Source organism: Aquirufa sp. 5-AUSEE-100C1, assembly GCF_054558655.1.
In genome coordinates this window covers 341742-364069 of the sequence record NZ_JBPXKO010000003.1, presented here as the reverse complement: position 1 = coordinate 364069, position 22328 = coordinate 341742, and the positions used below count along the sequence as shown (strand labels likewise).

The 22328-nt window shown below is 45.8% G+C and carries 22 protein-coding genes and 2 tRNA genes; 16 read left to right on the top strand and 8 right to left on the bottom strand.

Annotated elements, in window-relative coordinates:
- Positions 1–40 precede the first annotated feature (40 nt).
- A complete protein-coding gene (locus ACMH5P_RS08650; protein WP_459493957.1) occupies positions 41–877 on the bottom strand; it encodes a sugar phosphate isomerase/epimerase family protein in 837 nt (278 codons plus the stop codon).
- A gap of 59 nt (positions 878–936) precedes the next feature.
- Here ACMH5P_RS08650 and ACMH5P_RS08645 point away from each other — a divergent pair, with 59 nt between their 5' ends.
- The 4 genes from ACMH5P_RS08645 (at position 937) to ACMH5P_RS08630 (ending at position 4969) form a co-directional block, all read left to right on the top strand.
- Positions 937–1497, top strand: coding sequence for a pentapeptide repeat-containing protein (locus ACMH5P_RS08645; protein ID WP_459493956.1), 561 nt, complete (start codon positions 937–939; stop codon positions 1495–1497).
- A gap of 91 nt (positions 1498–1588) precedes the next feature.
- Complete coding sequence (locus ACMH5P_RS08640; RefSeq protein ID WP_459493955.1) at positions 1589–2587, top strand: sialidase family protein; 999 nt, start codon at positions 1589–1591, stop codon at positions 2585–2587.
- Between the two features lies 1 nt (position 2588).
- Positions 2589–4088, top strand: a complete 1500-nt coding sequence (locus ACMH5P_RS08635) for a sodium:solute symporter family protein (RefSeq protein ID WP_459493954.1) — start codon at positions 2589–2591, stop codon at positions 4086–4088.
- Positions 4085–4969, top strand: a complete 885-nt coding sequence (locus tag ACMH5P_RS08630; RefSeq protein WP_459493953.1) for a dihydrodipicolinate synthase family protein — start codon at positions 4085–4087, stop codon at positions 4967–4969. Before ACMH5P_RS08635 ends, ACMH5P_RS08630 begins: the two co-directional genes overlap by 4 nt.
- Here ACMH5P_RS08630 and ACMH5P_RS08625 read toward each other — a convergent pair.
- From ACMH5P_RS08625 to ACMH5P_RS08615, 3 genes are read right to left on the bottom strand one after another with little or no spacing between them, the layout of a single operon-like run.
- Positions 4941–5396 carry a DUF1569 domain-containing protein gene (locus ACMH5P_RS08625; protein WP_459493952.1) on the bottom strand — a complete coding sequence of 152 codons (456 nt, stop codon included), beginning with the start codon at positions 5394–5396 and terminating at the stop codon, positions 4941–4943. The two genes, ACMH5P_RS08630 and ACMH5P_RS08625, sit on opposite strands and share 29 nt — an antisense overlap.
- Positions 5393–6025 carry a hypothetical protein gene (locus ACMH5P_RS08620; RefSeq protein ID WP_459493950.1) on the bottom strand — a complete coding sequence of 211 codons (633 nt, stop codon included), beginning with the start codon at positions 6023–6025 and terminating at the stop codon, positions 5393–5395. Before ACMH5P_RS08620 ends, ACMH5P_RS08625 begins: the two co-directional genes overlap by 4 nt.
- Positions 6026–6046: 21 nt before the next feature.
- Positions 6047–6907: a bile acid:sodium symporter family protein gene (locus ACMH5P_RS08615; RefSeq protein WP_459493949.1), complete on the bottom strand. Its 861-nt coding sequence runs from the start codon at positions 6905–6907 to the stop codon at positions 6047–6049.
- A gap of 37 nt (positions 6908–6944) precedes the next feature.
- On the opposite strand from ACMH5P_RS08615, the gene ACMH5P_RS08610 reads away from it, so the two are divergent.
- A complete protein-coding gene (locus ACMH5P_RS08610; protein ID WP_459493948.1) occupies positions 6945–7823 on the top strand; it encodes a 1-acyl-sn-glycerol-3-phosphate acyltransferase in 879 nt (292 codons plus the stop codon).
- A gap of 30 nt (positions 7824–7853) precedes the next feature.
- Here the strand turns inward: ACMH5P_RS08610 and ACMH5P_RS08605 are convergent, their stop codons facing one another.
- The 3 genes from ACMH5P_RS08605 to ACMH5P_RS08595 are packed head-to-tail and all read right to left on the bottom strand — an operon-like array spanning position 7854 to position 9688.
- Positions 7854–8735, bottom strand: a complete 882-nt coding sequence (locus ACMH5P_RS08605) for an aldo/keto reductase (RefSeq protein WP_459493947.1) — start codon at positions 8733–8735, stop codon at positions 7854–7856.
- A complete protein-coding gene (locus ACMH5P_RS08600; protein ID WP_459493946.1) occupies positions 8732–9244 on the bottom strand; it encodes a D-glycero-alpha-D-manno-heptose-1,7-bisphosphate 7-phosphatase in 513 nt (170 codons plus the stop codon). The genes ACMH5P_RS08605 and ACMH5P_RS08600 overlap by 4 nt, the downstream gene beginning before the upstream one ends.
- A gap of 6 nt (positions 9245–9250) precedes the next feature.
- Positions 9251–9688, bottom strand: a complete 438-nt coding sequence (locus tag ACMH5P_RS08595; protein ID WP_459493944.1) for a hypothetical protein — start codon at positions 9686–9688, stop codon at positions 9251–9253.
- 112 nt (positions 9689–9800) lie between these two features.
- On the opposite strand from ACMH5P_RS08595, the gene ACMH5P_RS08590 reads away from it, so the two are divergent.
- From ACMH5P_RS08590 to tgt, 8 genes are all read left to right on the top strand, one after another.
- A complete protein-coding gene (locus ACMH5P_RS08590) occupies positions 9801–10178 on the top strand; it encodes a DUF983 domain-containing protein (protein WP_459493942.1) in 378 nt (125 codons plus the stop codon).
- Positions 10178–11254, top strand: coding sequence for an LptF/LptG family permease (locus ACMH5P_RS08585; RefSeq protein WP_459494206.1), 1077 nt, complete (start codon positions 10178–10180; stop codon positions 11252–11254). The genes ACMH5P_RS08590 and ACMH5P_RS08585 overlap by 1 nt, the downstream gene beginning before the upstream one ends.
- Positions 11255–12130, top strand: coding sequence for a DMT family transporter (locus tag ACMH5P_RS08580; RefSeq protein WP_459493941.1), 876 nt, complete (start codon positions 11255–11257; stop codon positions 12128–12130).
- A 148-nt stretch (positions 12131–12278) separates the two neighbouring features.
- The gene (locus ACMH5P_RS08575) at positions 12279–13109 is read left to right on the top strand and encodes a sugar phosphate isomerase/epimerase family protein (protein ID WP_459493940.1); all 831 of its coding nucleotides are present in this window, start codon (positions 12279–12281) and stop codon (positions 13107–13109) included.
- A 145-nt stretch (positions 13110–13254) separates the two neighbouring features.
- Positions 13255–14367, top strand: coding sequence for a Gfo/Idh/MocA family protein (locus ACMH5P_RS08570; RefSeq protein WP_459493939.1), 1113 nt, complete (start codon positions 13255–13257; stop codon positions 14365–14367).
- A 3-nt stretch (positions 14368–14370) separates the two neighbouring features.
- Positions 14371–17976: a PVC-type heme-binding CxxCH protein gene (locus ACMH5P_RS08565; RefSeq protein ID WP_459493937.1), complete on the top strand. Its 3606-nt coding sequence runs from the start codon at positions 14371–14373 to the stop codon at positions 17974–17976.
- A 93-nt stretch (positions 17977–18069) separates the two neighbouring features.
- Positions 18070–18510, top strand: a complete 441-nt coding sequence (locus ACMH5P_RS08560; protein WP_459493936.1) for a VOC family protein — start codon at positions 18070–18072, stop codon at positions 18508–18510.
- Positions 18511–18724: 214 nt separating this feature from the next.
- On the top strand, positions 18725–19858 hold the full coding sequence (tgt, locus tag ACMH5P_RS08555) for a tRNA guanosine(34) transglycosylase Tgt (protein ID WP_459493934.1): 1134 nt from the start codon (positions 18725–18727) through the stop codon (positions 19856–19858).
- A 3-nt stretch (positions 19859–19861) separates the two neighbouring features.
- On the opposite strand, the gene ACMH5P_RS08550 is transcribed toward tgt, so the two are convergent.
- On the bottom strand, positions 19862–20332 hold the full coding sequence (locus ACMH5P_RS08550; protein ID WP_459493932.1) for an Lrp/AsnC family transcriptional regulator: 471 nt from the start codon (positions 20330–20332) through the stop codon (positions 19862–19864).
- A gap of 99 nt (positions 20333–20431) precedes the next feature.
- Here ACMH5P_RS08550 and ACMH5P_RS08545 point away from each other — a divergent pair.
- The 3 genes from ACMH5P_RS08545 (at position 20432) to ACMH5P_RS08535 (ending at position 22262) form a co-directional block, all read left to right on the top strand.
- Positions 20432–20504, top strand: a tRNA-Gly gene (locus ACMH5P_RS08545).
- Positions 20505–20549: 45 nt separating this feature from the next.
- A tRNA-Leu gene (locus ACMH5P_RS08540) sits at positions 20550–20635 on the top strand.
- A gap of 379 nt (positions 20636–21014) precedes the next feature.
- Positions 21015–22262, top strand: a complete 1248-nt coding sequence (locus tag ACMH5P_RS08535) for a serine hydrolase domain-containing protein (RefSeq protein ID WP_459493931.1) — start codon at positions 21015–21017, stop codon at positions 22260–22262.
- Positions 22263–22328 lie beyond the last annotated feature (66 nt).

Genomic DNA, 22328 nt, shown 5'->3' with positions numbered 1-22328 from the left:
GTGGCCTATGTAGACCACCTAACAAAAATAGGGATATTCGTTACAAGTTCTTTAAATATTCGATACTTCTCGGAACAAAATCAAGTTCTTGGTTACTTTCATCCTCGATGAAGCAATGTGCTATTCCATTTTTCTTCGCGAGCTTGATAATCTCTTTCCAGTTGCCCTGACCCGTTCCCACCGGTACATCGTTTTCCGCAGGCGTACCACCCGTTAGGTCGCCTTTCACTCCTTTACGAAGGTCTTTTACGTGCATCAATTTCCAGCGATTCGGATACTTCTTTAATAATTTCACCGGCATATCCGCGCCTCCGCCATGCATCGTCCACAAGACATCCATTTCAAAGGAAACGTACTCCGGATTGGTATTTTTAATGATGTAATCCATCAAGGTACCGTCCTCGTAGGCATGGAATTCATAGCCATGATCATGGTAGCAAAAAGTGATTCCATTTTCCTTGAAAATTTTGCCCGCGCTATTGAAAAGGGCAACGGCTTTCTGCGCATCTTCCAAGGTGAAGTCGGAGCCCTTGTGCGGAATCCAAGCACACATAATAAACTTCGCACCGAGTGCTTTCGCCCGACGAACCGCCTCCATCGGATTCGCTAATTCATCAAAATTAACCCCCGTAGAAGCGATGGTAATACCACGATCCGTACATAATTTCTTGAATTGTTCCTCCGTATATCCTTTAGTGGCACCACCCTCCAACTCAGTAATTCCCATCTTTTGGATAATATCCAAGGTGTTTTCAGTGCTCTTTGGAAAATGATTTCGGAACGTATATGCCTGCACACCGATTGGATACGTGTACAATTTTTGCGCCAAGGCAGGAAGCGTTAAGAGTAAGGCAAAAGCGAGTAATGTCTGTTTCATGTTGAATAGGTTTGTGCGTAAAAATGAATTATTTTTCTCAAATATGCTAATTTTACGAAATGGAAAAACCCTACAGCGCCGACCAAGTTTTTGATAAAATCCAAGAGCTCCCTTTGGGCGAGTACGAGGCCTGTACCTTTCGGAATTGTGTCTTTGAATCCGCCGATTTTAAAAATTATCAATTTGTTAATTGCACGTTTGAAAGTTGCAATTTCAGTCTTGTCAAATTGAGCGGGGCCTCATTGCAAAAAGTTCATTTCAAAGACTGCAAAATGCAGGGGCTTCGATTCGAAGCCTGTAACCCTTTCCTATTCGAAGTACATTTTCAAAATTGTGTACTGAACCTTTCCTCTTTCTATCAAATCAATGGTAAAGGCATGTCCCTCAAGGAATGCTCCCTCCACGAAGTCGATTTCACGGAAGCTAATTTTACGGAGGCCAAATTCGAGGATTGCGATTTAGCGGGAGCCTTGTTTGATCGGACGAATCTGGAGAAGGCCGACTTACGGACAGCCTACAATTACCGAATCTCTCCAACGATCAATCGCCTAAAAAAGGCCAAATTTTCCCAAGAAGGGCTTGCAGGCCTTCTAAGCGATTTCGGAATTGAAATCAGCTAACTGATAATTTAGCCTCCACCTATTTGAATTTGTTTTTTTCCATATAGCTTTGTCAAATCGCTGTGGCTCAAAGCCCTGCGCATCTAAACCTATGAGAAAACGATTCCTATTCCTGTGCCTTTTCGGCATGGCCTGTCTGTGTGCAAATGCCCAGCAGGTTGAACAAGCCGCATTTATTTACGAAACAGCACCCTTTCCATCTTGCCATGCATCAACTTTGGTCGAAACTCCTTCGGGCATCAAAGCAGCCTGGTTTGGAGGAAGCCATGAGAAAAATCCGGATGTGGGAATTTGGTTTAGTGCATTCAATCAAGGCAAATGGAGTACGCCTGTTGAAATCGCCAATGGTATTCAGTCTAGCGGGAAACGCTATCCCACTTGGAATCCCGTGCTCTTTCAAATGCCCGGAAAAGAACTCATCCTATTCTATAAAGTTGGCCCGGCTCCCGACGAATGGTGGGGTGCCTTAAAACGCTCCAAAGACGATGGCAAAACATGGTCGGCCGAAGAAGTTCTACCCAAAGACATCTACGGCCCCATCAAAAATAAACCTGAATTATTAGCGGATGGAACCCTCCTTTGCCCCTCAAGTTCCGAGGATCACGACTGGCGCTTACACATGGAATTCACGAAAGATGGCGGAAGAACATGGTCGAGAACCGATGCCCTCAACGATGGGGTCACCACTTCTGCTATCCAACCTAGTATCTTAAAACTTCCCGACGGAAAAATGCAGTTGGTTTGTCGGTCGGAAAATGATTTCGTCCTCCAAAGCACCTCCTCAGATCAAGGAAAAACGTGGTCGGCTTTAGCCCCCACCTCGCTCCTTAATCCCAACTCGGGTATCGATGCGGTGACCCTCAAGGACGGTCGGCATATTATGATCTATAACAACACCAAAAAGGGTAGAAGCCCATTGAATGTCGCGATCTCCTCGGATGGACAAAACTGGAAAGACATTGCCGTTTTGGAAAATGAACCCAATGGCGAGTTCTCCTATCCGGCGGTGATCCAATCCTCCGACTCGAAGGTGCACATTACCTATACCTGGAAGCGCAAGAAAATCAAACATGTGATCTTAAGTTTGTAAGATGTCCCTGCTAGACCTCCTCATTATTGCTGTTTATTTACTCTGCATGATAGGGGTTGGAGTCTATTTTTCCCGACGGAATAAGAGTTCAGAACAGTTCACGACAGCCTCCGGTCAAATTCCGGGCTGGGCCTTGGGCTTAAGTTTTTATGCCACGTTTTTGAGTGCCATTACGTTTCTGGGGGACCCGGGAAAATCCTTTGGGAGCAATTGGAATCCCTTTGTTTTTAGCCTTTCCATTCCCTTAGCGGCTTGGGTAGCGAGTAAATTATTCGTTCCTTTTTATCGGAACGGAAATGCGATTAGCGCCTATTCTCATCTTGAGGAGCGCTTTGGAGCTTGGGCTCGGACCTATGCGATGGTTTGCTTCATCCTAACGCAATTGGCAAGGATGGGAACCATCTTCTACGGATTGGCGCTCACGATCAATGCATTGACCGGCGTGGACATGCGCTTGATAATCATGGTAGCTGGCCTGGTCATCATCCTGTATACGGTATTGGGTGGCATGGAGGCCGTCATCTGGACGGAGGTGATTCAAGCCATCTTGAAAACCCTTGGGGCCTTGATGATTTTGGGAATAATCTTGAATCAGATTGGGTTGACGGAGGTGATAGCCATCGGACAGCAGCAGGATAAATTTAGTTTGGGGACTTTTCAGCCCGACTTCCATACAAGTTCTTTTTGGGTGATATTGCTGTATGGATTCTTCATTAATCTGACCAATTTTGGCGTCGACCAAAACTACATTCAGCGCTATCATACCGCCAAAAACACGAAGGATGCCGCCAAAAGTATCTGGCTTTGCGTACTCTATTATGTCCCTGTATCCTTTCTTTTCTTCTTCATCGGAAGTGCACTATACGCCTTTTACGAATTGAATCCCGGCTTGATTTGGGAGCTGAAGCAACAGGTTGCCTTGGAGAAAAACTTGTCGGTCCACGCCCTTCAAGCAAGCGATTATGCCGACCGCGTTTTGCCACATTTCATGAAGACCCAGATTCCACAGGGTTTGCTTGGACTATTGTTGGCCGCCCTACTGTCAGCCGGGATGAGCACGATGAGTTCTGGGATGAACAGCTCGGCGACTGTTTTCTTGAAAGATATTTATTTGCGCTATATCCAGGCAGATATAAGCGCTCAAAAACAATTGAGGGTTTTACGAATTTCCACCATCGTCATGGGTTGTTTGGGGATACTTTTCGGAATCAGCATGATCGGTGTGAAGAGCTTATTGGATGTCTGGTGGAAACTGTCTGGAATCTTTGCGGGCGGAATGCTTGGGATATTTTTATTGGGATTTTTGGCCAAAAAGGTTTCGAATGGAGCAGCCATCATTGCAGCCGTTTCAGGCGTCGTCGTCATTACTTGGATGTCGTTCAAAGATAATCTGCCCGATAATTTACGTAGTCCATTCGATACGAAAATGACAGTCGTCATCGGTACGCTGACCATCTTGGCCGTGGGTATATGGGTACAAACATTCAAGAAAGAGCGATGAAGCTGCCCGAAGGATTTATTCCGGTCATGTTGACCCCTTTTACGAGCAACTTACAAGTTGATTATCCGGGTTTACGCCGCCTAACCGAATTCTATTTAGATGCGGGTGCCGTGGGATTATTTGCCAATTGTCTCTCCAGCGAGATGTATGAATTGAGCCCCGAAGAAAGACTCGAAGTCATCGATACCGTGGTAAAACAAGTAGCAGGCCGTGTTCCCGTAGTCGCCACGGGAACAATGGGGGGTAGCATCCCAGAAATGGCTGAATTTTCCAAACAAGTCTATTCCTTGGGCGTGGATGCGGTGATTATGTTGAATAATCAATTGGTGACAGAAGACGAAACGGATGATTTGTTTACAGAACGAATGCAGGAATGGTTAGCGCTGACGCCGGGAATCCCCTTTGGTATATACGAATGTCCGGTACCCTATAAACGATTGGTGAGTATCCCGGTTTTGGAGCAATTACTTGCTACGGGCCGACTCGTTTATCACAAAGATACGTCCTTGAAAATCGATGAGGTGCGCGCGAAAATTAAGTCGGCCGAAAACTGCGTTTTTGGACTCTACGATGCCTACATCGAACACGCGATTGATTCACTAAATTCAGGTGCTAAAGGGCTATCGTGTATTCAAGGAAATTACTTCCCTGACTTAATCGTAAAACTTTGTGCAGCACCTGAGAAGCACAGAGATATACAGGAATTCTTTTCGGCTCACATGGAACTCATGCACCAAAGCTACCCGACCAGCGCAAAATATGTTTTACAAAAAATGGGCTTCCCGATCAATCTGGAAACGCGGCGAAAGGTTGCGGAATTAAATCCTGAAATCAAGCTAAAATTAGACGCGCTTATCGCAGAATATCACGCACGATTTTAAGGTGATGTTCCGTATGAATCCACAAAAAACGCGATGTTAATTTCGTGTTTAAATCCCCGAATAATGGATGCGTGAAATACTGTTTGGGCGATTGATTCAATAAATTCAATACACTCAAACTTCCTCGGTCGAGAGCAGCGTCCAATTCCGCTTTATCGATTTGCGTGGGCATTACCGACTTGGGGGCCCGCGCCTTGCCACGGGGCATTTTCTTCGTCAGCAAAATGCTCCATTTAAGAAAGGAAAACTTAGGAGCATAAGCACTGGGGTCAGACGAAGCAAGTGTAGCAATGACACCATTAATAACTTGCAAATTATGCAACAAATGCCATCCCACGGACTCCACAGAGACATCCGGATTCTTCTTCTCCCAATGTTCGGACAAGTCCTGCATCTCGCGTAATTGAATGGCTAGTTTATTGATCATAAGCGCATTTGGAAAAATAATCCGTGATTCGATTTCTCAAACTTCATGGGGCCATAGGCATCAATATTGGATCCAAGACCAATAATATACTTATCAAAATTTATACCCGCACGAAAGCTAATGCCACTGCGAGCATGTGTTCCTGCCTCAATATTCTGAACCAATAGCCCTTGCAAACGTGTGTATAAACGCAGCTTTTCACTCAATTTAGGTTTGTATTCCGCTAAAGCCACCGTTTCAAATGCATGCTCGGGTTTAAAATTAAAGGTAGGGAAAATAACCACCAAGTAATCCGGGCTGGCCTTTAAGAATTGAAACCCGAGTGTGGGGACAAAACCCAATTTATAATGCCACTGCAAACCCGATGCCGCACTTAAGCCTTTTCCTAAGTTGTAGGTAATGGCATTATTGATGACCATTTCCGTTTCGGAGGGGGTATTTTGATAATCTGCCGCACCGACGGTCACATTAAAGAAGTTAAATTTCCCCGCAGCATCAATGGGACGATTGATGATGATCAGTAAATTGGCACGCTTGTTCCCGGCCATCACCTCGACAGGTAGTGGAGCCTTTTGGGCAAAAAGGCCCGTGGAAATTAACAGCAAACAAAGAATTCCTAAATTTTTCATGGCCACAAATTTAGGCAAAACTTATTCAGTAAGCTTTTTTTGAGACCAAATAGCAAAAATTGCCGCCGTAATAAACATGATTAAGCTGTAAACCACCGCCGGAATCGTCATTTCCCCTTGATTCAAAATACTCAAGGCAATGTAAATCGCCAAAGACCCATTGTGAATTCCCACCTCCATTGAAATCGCCACGGCTTGTTTTGGAGGAAGCTGGAAGAGTCGGGGAAGAAAATAACCCACCACCAAACACGCCAAATTAAACGAAAGCGCGGCAGCTCCCACCGTTTGAATATCCTCCATCAAATGATCGATTTCCTTTAAGCCCGCCAAGATAATCAGCAGCGCAAGAAACAAGCCCGAAACCAATTTTACCGGTCGGCCCATTCGCAACGCAAAATCCGGATAGCGATGACGCACCCACATCCCTATACAGATTGGCGTTATGATCATCGCACAGACCTCTAAAACCTTTTGAAATTGCAGGGGGACATAGGCCTCCGCTTTCATGAAATATGCCAGCGAAAAATTGACAATCCACGCAATCGAAAAAATCGATAAAATACTATTCAAGGCCGTTAAGCTGACATTGAGCGCTACATCTCCCCCGGCCATGTGGCTATATAAATTCGCAGAGGGTCCGCCGGGTGCGGCGGCAAGCAACATGAGGCCAACGGCCAGTACGGGAGACAACTCAAAATACTGGGCAATCAAGAGGCAAATCAGTGGCAAGATTACCATCTGTGTAACGAGCCCAATAATCATCGCTTTGGGATATTGAATGATGCGTTTGAAATCAGCGGGGGTCAACGATAAACCCAAGCCTACCATAATAATGGCAATCGCTATGGGCAAGAGATAGATTGAGAGAAAACTTGCTTGCATCCAATAATTTTTAAACCTTGCTCAAAATATTGAAAATTTGCTTGTCATCCTAAAATTATTTGTTCGTCTCGGCTTGTGGATCTTCTGCCCGGAAGTACATATTCGAAACAAACGCATCCTACAAAAACCAGGCCCCTTGCTGGTGGTTGCTAACCATCCGGATTCCTTTTTGGATGCGGTGATCATCGGGGCCTACTATCCGCGAAAAATGCACTTTTTGGCCCGTGGGGATGTTTTTCGGAAGCCTTTGTTTGGATTCCTATTGCGTTCCATTGGGATGATTCCCATTCACCGAGCCCGGGAAGGCCGCGAGCATTTGCATTTAAATCAGGGTACTTTTGATGAGGCCGTTCAGGTTCTCAAAAAGGGTGGCGGGGTGCTAATTTTTATCGAGGGAATCTGCTTGTTGACCCATGAAATTCAACCCTTCAAAAAAGGGGCGACGAGGATTTTGGAGGCAGCGCACCAACAAGGCATTCGACCCATGATACATGTCATCGGAATTGCCTACAATGACTTCCGGACTTTCGGGAAGGTGGTCGAGCTACATGTAGAGGAATTTGAGCAGGAGCAGGCTTTGGGTCAGGCGAAACAGCGTTTGGATTTTAATGCGGCGGTGGGCCAACAAATGTGTGAACTGGTGCATGTTCCTACTAAACAGGTCAAGATTAAGCGAAGTTTGTTCTATTACCTGAACCTCCCCTTTTACCGACTTATTCAATCAGGCGTGGATACGAAAACGAAGGGGACGGTCTTTTACGATTCCGTATTATTCGCGGCATTGTTGTTTACCTATCCTTTGTATTTGTTGCTTTGGGGATTGGGTTTAGTTTGGGTGGGAGTTCCCATTTGGTATGTGGCATTTTTCATCTTGATGTTACCTCTAGGCGTCAAGATTCAGCAAAAAATCACATAAAAAAAGCCCCAGGAAAACCCGGGGCGATGATTAGTCTTGAATCGAACGAATCGGTTTGGTCGCGTGGTATAATTCATACCAGTCCTCATGACTCAGATTAATTTGGAATGAATTCACAATGTTGCGAATCCGATTCTCTTCCAAAGTTCCAATTAAAGGCAAAGCCCCTAATTTTACGAGCCATGCCACCGCGATCGACTCGATATTCGCATCGTAACGGGCCGCGACTTCCAATAACTTTTTCCGCACCTTAAGCGCTAACTCATCCGTTCCATTTTCGATACGACCACCGTCCAAAGGAGATGTCGCCAAAGGGCGCATGTATTTCTGCTTGATGTAATCGATGGCACCGTTATCCAGTGCCGAAGTATTCAATAAGTTCAAGTCGATGTGATTGGAAACAACCGGGATGTTCAAATAAGACACCAATAATTGATGTTGGTGAACAGAGAAGTTCGAAACCCCAATGTTCTTTACCTTACCCGATGATTTCAATTTTTCCAGTGCTAAAGCTGTGGATTCCAGATCAGAAAGAGGGTCCAACTGATCCAACAAAAACACATCGAGGTAATCTGTCTGCAAGTTGCGCAGGGATTGTTCCACGGATTTGTTGATATGCTCAGCGGAGGTATTCACATGCTGAACACGGTACAAGGGAGGTGTATTCACCCCGCACTTGGAGAACAAGACGATGTCGGAGCGCTTGAAGTATTGTTTAGCTAATACTTCACCAAAGCGTTTTTCACAGGTATAATTGCCATAACGATCCGCGTGGTCAAAAGTGTTCACCCCCAATTCCAAACAGAGGTTGATAATTTTTTCCATGTCGCCTTTGCCTTCTTCCCAGCGCCAGAATCCGTAGATGGCTGGGGAAACTTTGGGGCCAGCGTCGCTTAAATAAACCTTGTTCATGCTAAGATAATTTTTGATGCGGCTAATAAATCATCCACTAAATGGGTGGCCTTCGTCTCGGTTCCCGAAGGAGCTAAACGAATGGTTCGAAGACCGGCACGTGTGCCCGCCGTAATGTCGCGTTCATGGTCGCCCACCATCCAGGAGGCGTCCATGTCAACTTCGTATTTGGCAGCTGCCTTTTCGATCATCAATGAACCTGGCTTACGGGTAAGCGAATGGCTATCGAACTTTTCGTGGTAAGGGCAAAAATAGATGTCGTCTAGCTCGACACCCGTACCTTCTTGAATTGCGTTGTGAATCAAATAAACGTCTTCGCGTTTGTAGATTCCTTTGGCAATGCCACTTTGGTTCGTAATAACAATCAATAAATATCCGGCATCTTTGAGTGCGCGGAGAGCCTCTCCTACGCCCGGAGGAATGATAAATTCTTCCATCCGGTACACATAATCTACTCGGTCAACATTCAATACCCCGTCACGGTCCAAAAAGATGCACTTATTCTTCATTCAATCTTAAAAAAGTAATTTCCAAGGGATGCGGCTTAAAATCAATAGTAAGGCAACCAAGGTAAAAATTAACGCGTTTTTGTGTTTCGCAGCATCGGCAATCGCCTTCTTGTTTTTCGCATTATTAACCGTCGCCAAAACAACCGCAATGATGTTTACCGAAATGTGTTCCACCGCGATTAAGCGCGTTTGCGAGTCTTTCATTGCGGCTCCGAAATCAGCAAAAGCGGCAGCAGTAATCGGGCTTAAAAAGAAATATAAAGCCAAACCGATGAGCAATTGCGTGTGCAATGAGATCATAAAGAACAATCCCGCCTTGCGATCAGCCTCTGTAAATAAGGCATTGCTTGAGCGACCACGAAGTGCACGAACAATGACATTGATACCTAAAATGAACACAAGCACAAAAAGAGCGATGTGTATGTTACTAACAATTGAATACATGTGTTGATAAGTTTAGTTTATCACAAAGATACGAAAAGCCCTCAGAACGTGACCTTTGTTACGAATATTCCTCTGTTTTTCTTTACCTTTGAGCCTCAAAACTGTTAACAAAATGTCTGATTCATCGAAATTAAAAGCTACCATCAATGCCCGTTGCCCACAGTGTCATGAGGGTCGATTATTCAAATTCAAGTGGTGGAATGTCTTCAATTTCGCACAGATGAATGAGCATTGTTCGGAATGTGGTTTACGCTATGAAGTAGAGCCCGGCTTCTTTTACGGGGCGATGTACGTCTCTTATGCCTTCACGGTGGGTATCATGCTCGTGGGTGGAATCGTCATATTTAACTTCTTCGATGACCCGGATGCGATGGGCTATGTCATCCCGATTACGACGATCTCGTTAATTTTGGTCCCCTTTAATTACCGTACCTCCCGTGTTATTTTTATACATTTGTTTTCCGGAGTAAAATACCGGCCAAATAAATGATGAAAATCCTCGATTTATACATTCTGAAAAAATTCTTGAAGACCTATGTCTTCGCGGTTTTTCTCATTGTATTAATCGTTATGGTCATTGATTACACAGAGAAAATCGATGATTTCATTCGGAAAGAGGCGCCTTTACGGGCCATCATTTTTGATTATTACCTGAACTTCATTCCTTATTGGGCGAATTACATCAGTCCGCTGATGGTCTTCATCGCGACCGTGTTTTTCACGGCTAACCTAGCTGCTAAAACGGAAATCATTGCCATTTTAAGCTCGGGTGTCAGCTTTACACGTTTGATGCGCCCCTACATCATTGGGTCATCCCTCATTGCCTTAGCTACATTTGGCATGATCGGTTGGGTCGTTCCAAATGCCAATAAGATTCGAGTGCCCTTCGAGCACGAGTACATTAATAATACCTACTTCTTCGACAAGCGTGATGTGCATATCAAGATTTCGTCGGATGTGTATGCCTATATTGAGAGCTATGATAATACTTCGAACACAGGTTATCGATTTAGTTTGGAGCGCATTGCCGACAACGAGATTAAGCAAAAATTGATGTCGGACCGCATCACTTGGGATTCCTTGGCGAAGAAATGGACCATTCACGATTATCGAATTCGAACATTCAGCGGCACGGGGAACGGGCTTGTGTATGGTACGAAGATTGATACCACGTTGAATTTATTACCCAAGGATTTCCAGAACAAGCACTTATTGCATGAGACCTTTACCTTACCGGAATTGAATCGCCACATCGACCTTGTTCGATCCCGAGGCTCGGATGGAATTGAGATCTTTTTGATTGAGAAATATATTCGATTTGCAAATCCCTTTTCGGTCATTATCTTGACGATTATTGGCTTCTTGGTTTCTGCGCGAAAATCGCGTGGGGGGGTAGGTTTTCAAATTGCCCTTGGATTCTGTTTGGCCTTCGTTTACATCCTCTTTTTTATGATGAGCAAGGGAATTGCCGAAGGAGGAGGTATGCCACCGATGTTGGCGGTTTGGTTACCGAACATCGTCTTTTCGGCCGTTGGGGTCGGACTTTACTACACCATTCCGCGCTAAATGAAACAGGCTCCTAAACTCTTGGACTACCTGAAAATCCACTTCATCGTGGTGCTTTATGCATTTACGGCGATTTTGGGAAATGCGACGCAGGCGAATGCCTTGACGATTGTCTTCTTCCGTTGTGTGATCGCGGCACTCGGATTGGCGGGAATTTTATATTATTCGAAAAGCTCCTTTAAAATAAGCCAAAAGGTTTTGGGCGTTTGGTTATTGAATGGGGTTTTCATTTCCTTGCACTGGTTATTGTTTTTTGGCGCGGCCAAAGTGAGTACGGTGGCCATGTGTTTGGCGGGATTATCCACGCAAACCTTCTGGACTTCGGTCATGGAACCCTTGGCGAAAAAGGTCAAAATTTCTTGGGTGGAAGTATTCTTGGGCCTATTAGTGATCGTGGCCTTGGTGATAATTTTTTCGGTCCAACAAGCCCAGTGGCTAGGCCTATTGATGGGTATTGGTGCCGGATTTTTTGGAGCACTCTTCTCGGTGATAAATGGGAATTATACACATACCCATGACCCCAAACTGATTACGGCTTACGAGATGGCGGCCGCTGGCGTGATGACGGGTTTGGTCTGGGCATATGGCTTATTCGGAGGTGGGGTCGGCTATGTACCGTTCGAATGGGATTGGTTGTGGATTGGGATTCTGGCGGTTGTCTGTACCGTGTATGCCTATACGGAGACGATTCATCTATACAAAGTCTTTTCAGTCTTTTCGATCAACTTAGTGATTACGTTGGAACCGGTCTACGGAATCATCTTGGCCGTATTTATCTTTGGCCAAAAAGAGGTCATGTCGCCAGGGTTTTATTGGGGAACGGGGCTATTGGTGCTGACAGTAATGGTGCAGCCTTTTTTGCAAAAGCAAAAGTAGAGACGCGATACATCGCGTCTGAAAACAAACAGTGTAGAGACGCGATACATCGCGTCTAACTTAAAAAAGACGCGAGGTGTCGCGTCTCTACATTCATAGTATATTCTTAGTTCTAATTTTATTATCTTGCCCCGCAAACCTATTCAACATGAAACACCCCATCGCAATGAACCTGCTCGTCTACGGGCCGGAGATGGATCAAAACGTATTATCCGAATTAGCCTTCATCGCCGAAACCGGTTATCAAGGCATTGAAATACCCATATTCAATACGGATCTCGCACATTGGGGGCCTTGGAAACAGGAGGCGGACCGACTCGGTTTACAGATTTTTGCCTGTGGCATTGCAGGGCCGAACGAGAACCTCATTTCCCCCGATCCCAACATCCGGCAAGCCGGATTAAACTACATCAAAGCAACGATTGATATCGCGGAATTTCTCGGCTCCCCTTATATTTCAGGGCCCATACATTCCGCTTTGGGTGTTTTTACCGGAAAACCTGCGACCGAGCAAGAAATTAGCTGGGCCGTTGACGGGATTCGTGAGGCGGCGGATTATGCCGCATCCAAAAACATCACCATCTGCCTCGAATACCTTAATCGTTTCGAGAGCTACTTGGTTTCCTGTGCCGATGAACTGTACGCTTTGGTGAAAAAGATCAACCACGCTAACGTGAAAATCATGTTCGATACTTTTCACGCGAACATCGAAGAGAAAAATACCTCCGAGGCGCTGAAACGAATGGCCGATTTAACTCCGCACATTCAAATTTCAGAAAGTACCCGCGGGATATTAGGACAAGGGCAGGTAGACATTTCCGGACTACTTCTTACTTTAGAAGGATTGAATTACCCAGGCTGGATTGTCGTTGAATCCTTTGGGATTAAACTTCCGGCAGCGCATATTTGGCGGAAAATGTTTGAGAATGAACGAGAGCTAATCGAGAAATCGTATCGGCATTTAATGTCATTAATGTAGAGACGCGATACCTCGCGTCTTTAAAAACAAAAAAACAGACGCAAAGTATTGCGTCTCTACAAAACAAAAACAGACGCAAAGTATTGCGTCTCTACAAAACAAAAACAGACGCGAAGTATCGCGTCTCTACATAAAACCTAAACCTATGAAAAAATACAACGTAGCCATCGTCGGCCTGGGATTTGGAGCTGAATTCATCCCCATTTATTTGAAACACCCTTTGGCAAATATGTATGCCATTTGCCAACGAAACGAAGAAAAACTTAATTCCATCGGAGAGGCTTACGGCATCGAACATCGCTACACCGATTTTGAAAAATTGATTCAAGATCCCAACATCGATGTGGTACACATCAATTCACCCATTCACCTACACGCCGAACAAACGTTGAAGGCACTGAACGCAGGGAAACACGTCGCTTGTACCGTTCCCATGGCCACGACCGTGGAGGAATGCAAGGCGATCGTCGAGGCGAGCAAGCGCATGGGCAAGAAATACATGATGATGGAAACCGTGGTCTATGCACGCGAATTCTTGTACATCAAAGAACTTTATGAAAAAGGGGAGCTGGGGAAAATTCAGTTTTTGAAGGCCTCTCACCAACAAGACATGGACGGCTGGCCGGATTATTGGCCGGGTCTTCCTCCGATGCACTATGCGACACACTGCGTGGGTCCTGTTGCCGGCTTATTGCGTTTGGAGGCTGAATATGTTTCGTGTTTTGGTTCCGGAACCATTCGCGAGGAATTGATCAGCCACTACAATTCGCCTTTCGCCGTGGAATCAGCACACATTAAATTCCGTGATTCGGATTTAAGCGCGATGGTTTATCGATCACTTTTCGATGTAGCTCGTCAATACCGCGAGAGTTTCGAAGTGTACGGATCTAAAAAATCCGTGGAATGGCCTTTAATCGAAGGCGAAGAATTAGTCGTGCATACGGCCAAAAAACCAGAGCCCGAAATTCCTTCCAAAGTTCCTACGCCGGATTTTGCGCATTATTTACCCGAAGAAATCCAACGATTTACCACCAAAGGCGTCTATGACGAAGATGAAAACACCCACCTTTCCTTCACCCAAGGTGGCGGACACGGGGGTTCTCACCCGCATTTGGTCAACGAATTCCTACAAGCCCTCGCCGCAGACCGTGATCCATTTCCGAATGCACCGCAGTCGGCCAACTGGACGTCTGTCGGCATATTAGCTCACGAATCTGCCCTACAAGGTGGAAAAATTATTGAAATCCCTAAATTCTAAGCCATGCGTTTCATCCTCTTTGCCTGTCTATTTTTGTCGCAATTCGCGCTGCACGCTCAAACTGCGCGCCGACTAGAACTCCTTTTCTTAGGAGACAAGGGGCACCACAAGCCTTTCGATCGCCTACCCGCATTGCAGTCGGCCGTCGGTGTCAAAGGCATGAACATCACCTATACCGAATCGCTAAACGATTTGAATCCGGCGTATTTGAACAAGTTTGATGCCTTGGTGATCTATGCAAACCATGACTCCATTCCAGCGGCCAACGAAAAGGCGCTCTTGGGTTATGTGGCCAGTGGACACGGTTTGGTCGCAATTCACTGTGCGTCGTTCAACTTCCGGAATTCGAAGGAATTTGTGAAGATGGTGGGCGGGCAATTTTGGCGACATGGGATGGATTCCATTCGGGTAAAAAATGAGGCGAATACAAATGTGCAAATTAAGACCGTCGATGAGACGTATTTACATGCGTATTTACAGCCCGACAATCAGATTTGGCAGAGCCGTATCATTGGACCCGAGCAGGCCAAAGACAAACCGGGTGTAGCAACAGAACCTTATACCTGGACAAGGACTTTTGGCAAAGGAAATGTCTTCTATACGGCTTATGGCCACGATGAAAGAACATGGAATACCAAGGAGTTTCAGGACTTAATTACCCAAGGAATCTTGCATGCCGTGGGTGCGGAGAAGCGTGCGATTTTAAGCGCACTTAATCTTCCTAACTTGAAATACCGGGAGGCCCATTTACCCAATTACGAGAAGCGTGACGGACCTCAAATGCAGCAATTGCCTTTGAGCCCAGAGGAATCCGCGAAGTTTATCCAGGTGCCGGTAGACTTTAATTTGCAATTGTTTGTAGCAGAACCGAATGTGATGCACCCCATTGCGATGGCCTGGGATCACAAGGGCCGTTTGTATGTATTGATCACCAAAGACTATCCGAATGAGCGCAAAGAGACTGGCGGAAGTGATTACATCTTATTGTGCGAGGATACCAACAAGGATGGGAAAGCGGATAAATTTACCAAATGGGCAGATAATTTGAGTATCCCTACGGGTATGGTTTTTGCCAATGGCGGTATGATTATTTCGCAGGCACCACACATGGTATTCTTGAAGGATACGGATGGGGATGACAAGGCGGATGAACGCAAGATTTTATTTACGGGATTTGGAACGGGAGATACGCACGCGGGTCCATCGAATTTACACTATGGATTCGACAACTGGATTTGGGGAAGTATCGGATATTCCGGTTTCAAAGGAAAAGTAGGCGCAGATTCCTTGCAATTTGCACAGGCATTTTTCCGATTCAAACCCGATGGTTCGAAGATGGAGCACATGACAACTACCTCAAATAATACATGGGGATTTGATTTTAATGAGGCGGGGGATGTGTTTGGTTCGACGGCCAACAATGCACATGGCTGGTACATGGCAATTCCGCATCGAAACATCTGGCATGCCCCGATGTCTTTAAATGGCTCAAAGAATACCGACACGCACAAAGACATGCGTACCATTACGCAAAAAGTGCGTCAGGTGGACGTATTCGGTGGCTATACGGCTGCCGCAGGGCATAATTTTTATTCGGCACGGGCCTTCCCGAAAAACTATTGGAACCAAATTGCCTTCGTGACGGAGCCGACAGGTCACGTGGTTCACCAAAACCGGCAAGTTGCCAAAGGCTCTGATTTCAGCGATCAAGAGGCCTTTAATTTAATGGCCGGAGCGGATGAATGGGTATCTCCGGTATTTGCGCAGGTGGGTCCAGACGGTGCCGTTTGGGTAGCGGATTGGTATTCGTATATCATTCAGCACAATCCGGTTCCGCAAGGATTTAAAAACGGAGCGGGCAATGCCTATGATACGGATTTGCGTGACTTTACGCATGGTCGGATTTACCGCATTGGCTACAACAAAGCACCGGCCTACACGCCCGTGGATTTGAGCACGCCGGCGGGCTGTGTTCAAGCATTGTCCAATACTAATTTATTCTGGCGTTTGACGGCGCAGCGTTTATTGGTGGAGCGCGGAAATAAGGATGTCGTTCCGGCATTGATTGCGTTGGCGGCGAGTGCGCCAACCGACGAAATCGGTTTAGCGCCGGGAGCGATTCATGCGCTTCGCACCTTGGAGGGATTGGGTGCATTGCCTTTGGATGTAACGACGAAAGCTTTGCGTCATCGCAGTGCCGCGGTGCGTAAGCAAGCGGTACAAATGTTGCCGCGGACAGAAGCTGGGGCAAAAGCCATATTGGCCAATAGCCTGTTGAATGACCGCGATTCTTTAGTGGTCTTGCACAGTATTTTAGCCTTGAGCGAAATGCCAAGTAGCCCGGCTGTTGAAGCGGCGGTGATGAAGAAAATTGAGTCGAATCAGCGCAACGAAGACCGCTGGATACCAGATGCCTTAACGGCCTGGGCGATGTCCGATAGTCAAAAACGCATCGAAGGAATCATTCGCAAGGAAGGAGCTAAATCGGCGCAGGTGGTTGCGGAGAAATTGGCCAAAGACTTGAAAAACCCATCGGTTGATGGATCAACCAACGGCATCGATTTGGTGATTGAAGAGATTCAAGTAAAGGGAGGTAATTTCAAATTACGTGAGGGGGCTAGTTTTGTGGTTCGCGTTAAAAACCGTGGAAATCAAGCTTTGCCGAAGGAGGTACCTGTACCCTTGGCGATTAAGATTGAGGGCATGGGAAGTCGGGTAGATTTAGAATCCTACACCTTCAAAGATGGTATCGCGCCGGGTGAGACTATCTCTGTCATTAAGAACAACAATGGTCCGTGGACGGGTAATTTAGGTTGGACCGCTGAAAATCCGGGTAACTACACGATGGAGATTTCATTGGATCCGAAGGCGACTATTTCGGAATCAAACCGCGCTAATAATAATTTCCGTCAGGCAATCACGGTGAATAACACATCGACCTTATCGAGCTACATGGTGGAGAAAATCTTCCGTGCGGGAGCGACGGAGTGGACCGGGAATCAGGTAGTAGACCATTTACGATGGATTTCGAATCCGGAGAGCATGGCGATGGGCGTGGCTTTGAAAGGAGCAGCAGGAACTTGGAATGCGAAGAAAGCGGCGGATTTAAACGCAGAAAACAAAGCTTATTTTATGGCTTTGGCGAAGATGGTTCGTCCGCAGGATGTGGAGATGTGGGAGCGTTTGGCGAATGCCTGGAAATTGGAAATCCCTAGCTCTGGGGCTAAAGGGCCGGTGGTTAAAGTTACCTTGCAAACGATCAAGGAAGCGATGAAATACAGCCCTGCTGAATTTAAAGTTCCTGCGGGGGCGATGGTGGAATTGGTTTTTGAGAATGTAGATGCCATGCAGCACAACTGGGTATTGGGGACGATCGGAAGCCAGGAGAAAATCGGTTTGGCGGCGGATAAGATGATTACGGCAGCTGATGGTGCCGCGAAAAATTACATCCCGAACATGCCGGAGGTATTAGCCTTTACGCCGTTGGTTGAATCCGATGGTCGCGTCAAAGTGGTCTTCAAGGCACCAAGCGTTCCAGGTAATTATCCATTCTTATGCACTTTCCCGGGACACTGGCGGATTATGAATGGGGTGATGAAGGTGGAGTAATTGTAGAGACGCGATACCTCGCGTCTTTTACCCATATTTAGACGCGAAGTATCGCGTCTCTACAAACTTCCAACTTATAGCCAATTATTTTTCATGGCCAGAACAAGCACATATCTTAATTTTTCCAGTAAAACCGAAGAGGCCTTTTTGTTTTACCGATCCGTTTTTGGTGGAGAATTTTTAGGGGAAGGAATCCTTAAATTTGGGAGCATGTCACCCATGGAAGGGGCTCCTCCCATGAGTGAAGAAATCAAGAATCTAGTGCTTCACGTAGAATTAAGTATTCTGGGAGGGCATGTGCTGATGGGTACAGATGCCCCAGAATCCATGGGATTTCAATGTATTCCGGGAAGCCAAACGTACATCAATCTAGAGCCTGATACCAAAGCTGAGGCACAACGATTGTATGAACAGTTATCAATCGGCGGAACCATTATTGACCCAATCTGCGATACGTTTTGGGGGGCCTATTATGGGAGCCTACAGGATCAATTCGGAATTCGTTGGATGGTGAATTTTACTGAAAGACGATAGTCAAAGGATTGTAGAGACGCGATACTTCGCGTCTTTTACCCAAATTTAGACGCGAGGTATCGAGATCCACTTCAGACTCCGGACTAATTCCCTTCGGACTGGATACTAACTTATAACCCCAGGTTTTAACCTGGGGACCCCCAGACTGAAGTCTGGGGCTATAAAACGCGGCCTTCGGACTTCTGCCTTCGGACTTTTTCCCTACCTTTGCCGCATGAAATTCGAAATTGAGAAGCTAGACCCGAATTCCAAGGCGCGGGCAGGGAAATTATATACAGATCACGGGGTCATTGAAACCCCTATTTTCATGCCGGTAGGTACCGCGGGTACGGTGAAAGCGGTGCATATTTCTGAATTATCAAAACCCATCAATGCCCAAATCATTTTGGGAAATACTTACCATTTATACCTTCGTCCGGGCTTGGATGTGATCGAAGCAGCGGGCGGATTACATAAATTCAATGGGTGGGACAAACCTATTTTGACCGACTCAGGTGGCTATCAAGTATACTCCTTGGCAGGAACCGGTCGGAAAATCCAAGAGGAAGGCGTCAAATTCAAATCGCACATCGACGGGAGTACGCATTTTTTCAGTCCCGAAGGTGTGATGGATATTCAGCGGACCATAGGCGCCGATATCATCATGGCATTTGATGAGTGTACGCCTTATCCGTGTACCTATGAATATGCACGGAAATCGATGGACATGACCCATCGCTGGTTGGACCGTTGCATCACCCGTTTCAATGAAACCGGTCCCAAATACGACTACAACCAAGCCCTTTTCCCCATTGTTCAAGGAAGCGTTTATTCGGATTTACGTAAGGTTTCGGCAGAATACATCGCCTCCAAAGGGGCCGTTGGGAATGCCATCGGCGGTTTATCCGTGGGCGAACCGGTGGAAGACATGTACAAAATGGCGGATGAGGTGACCGATATTTTACCCAAAGACAAGCCCCGTTATTTGATGGGCGTGGGAACGCCAGCGAATATTTTGGAAGGTATCGGTTTGGGAATCGATATGTTTGATTGTGTGATGCCGACGCGCAATGCGCGCAATGGGATGATATTCACGACCCAGGGAATTATCAACATCAAAAATGAAAAATGGAAGACCGACTTCTCGGTGATTGATCCCTTCTTCGCGGAGGATATCCATGGACAATATACCAAGGCCTATTTGCGCCACCTCGTACGCTGTGAGGAGCTCCTGGGCCCAATGATTGCGAGTGTATTTAACCTCCGTTTTTACTTGTGGATGGTGGGCGAAGCACGGAAGGAAATCCAAGCAGGCACCTTTACCGCTTGGAAAAACCGCATGATTCCACAATTTATGAACCGATTATAAGGATCAAGGAATCGGTAAAACTTTGCTCTCTTTAAAGCTGGATAGAATAACCATGGTAGAGGTAGCAGCAACCTCTTCGATTTCATTGATTTTCTCCAACATCAGTTTTTGATAGGTCGAGATGTCTTTCGAAATAATCTTCAGCATGAAATCCCCAGAGCCTGTCACGTGGTGACATTCGATCACTTCGGGAATTTGATTGATTTGGCGAACAAAAGACTCGGTCACTTGCTTTTTGTGACCCGTTAAGGTGACCGTTACAAAGGTGCTCACCCCTAAACCGACCTTGTCACGATCCACTTGAGCATGGTAACTTTGAATGATTCCCAATGCTTCCAATTTCTTCACGCGCTCCAAGGTTGGTGCAGGCGAAAGACCGATTTCCTTGGATAATTGGGCGTTGGTAATCTTCGCATTTTGTTGAAGAATCTCTAATAGTTTGTGATCAATCTGATCTAGTTTGTTGATGCTCATGCCTTGATTTTAAAAAACAAAAATATAGATTTTTTAAGGATTTTTTCACCTGCCTCTTGCATAAATAACTTTAAGGTTCTACTTTTGTACCCACAAAACGCGAAAGTAGCTCAGCTGGTAGAGCGCGACCTTGCCAAGGTCGAGGTCGCGGGTTCGAACCCCGTCTTTCGCTCAAAACGAGAAAGCACCTCTTGGTGCTTTTGAGTTTTACAGGGCTGCCTGGGTGGTGGAACTGGTAGACACGCAGGACTTAAAATCCTGTGAGCCGAAACGCTCGTATGGGTTCGATTCCCATCCCAGGTACATAAATCGACGAAAAACCTTTCAAGGAAACTTGAAGGGTTTTTTTGTTTTCAGCTGACCTGTAGAGACGCGATACCTCGCGTCTTTAAACCGTACCTACGCGATACCTCACGTCATAAACAAACCGTAGAGACGCGATACTTCGCGTCTTAAACAAACCGTAGAGACGCGATACCTCACGTCATAAACAAACCGTAGAGACGCGATACTTCGCGTCTTAAACAAACCGTAGAGACGCGATACTTCGCGTCTTAAACAAACCGTAGAGACGCGATACTTCGCGTCTTAAACAAAACAGACGCGAAGTATCGCGTCTCTACAAATAAGTATTGCATCTCCCCCGAAGAATCCGTAGTTTTCGGGATAATCGAACCTATCCATGAACAAGATTCTGCTTTTTGTCTTCACATGTTTTGCGGCAAGCGCGCAAATCCTCTCTCCTATTCAGAAGTCGCACCCTCAAATGGACGACAAGCGATTGGCCTACATTGACTCGGTGATGGAGGAATACATTCAAAAAAACTGGATGGTGGGATCCACGACGTTAATCGTCAAAGACAATGCGGTCGTATACCATAAATCACATGGCTATGCGGATTTGGCAAACAAAAAACCGATGCCTGCTGATGCGATTTATCGCATTATGAGTCAAACAAAGGCCATTACGAGTGTGGCGATCATGCAATTATTCGAACAAGGAAAACTGCATTTAGATCAGCCCGTTGGAGATTTTATACCTGAATTTGCCTCGCAAACGGTCTTAAAAGAGTTTAATGCAGCAGATTCTTCCTATACTACTGAACCCGCCAAGCGTAAAATTACCATTCGGGATCTTTTGAGCCATCGTTCGGGAATTGATTATGCAGATATTGGATCAGCCAAAATGAAGGCCATTTATGCGAAGGCTAAAATTCCGTCTGGTTTAGGAAATTTCAACGCAGTCTTACTGGAAAAAATGATGGCCTTGGGGAAATTACCATTAGCGCACCAGCCAGGCGAAAAATTCACGTATGGATTAAACACAGACCTATTGGGTTGTCTGGTTGAGGTCGTTTCAGGCATGACTTTGGAAGAATATTTCAAGGCCAATATCTTCGAACCATTGGGCATGAAAGACAGCTACTTCACGGTTCCGTTAGAAAAATCCTCTCGCATGCCAAAGGTTTATACGGAGAATGAGCAGAAGCAAATTATTCCTTGGGATCCTACTTTCCGCAATTTAGACCCCAATTATCCGGTATATCCACATACCTATTTTTCAGGGGGTGCGGGGCTTTCCATGTCGACATTCGATTATGCGATTTTCTTGCAGATGTTGCTGAATGGAGGCGTTTATAATGGGAAACAAATCTTGGGTCGTAGAACAATTGAGTTGATGACGAGTCCGCAAATCAACATGGGAGATGATGATTTTGGCTTAGGATTTAACATTACCTCCAAAAAATCAGCACAAGTAGACATGCCCTCCGAAGGAAGTTTTGGATGGGGTGGTTATTATGGCACGAAGTATTGGGTAGATCCGAAAGAAAAATTAATCGTGCTCATCATGACCCAGCATACCCCGAATTCACATGGCGATTACGGACAAAAAGTCGAAAACATTATTTATGGCAGTTTGAAAAAATAGTTAGTCGGGATGTTTGGCTTGTCCCAGCGCCCTAACGATTTTCAAATTACATTTCGTATTTTTGAG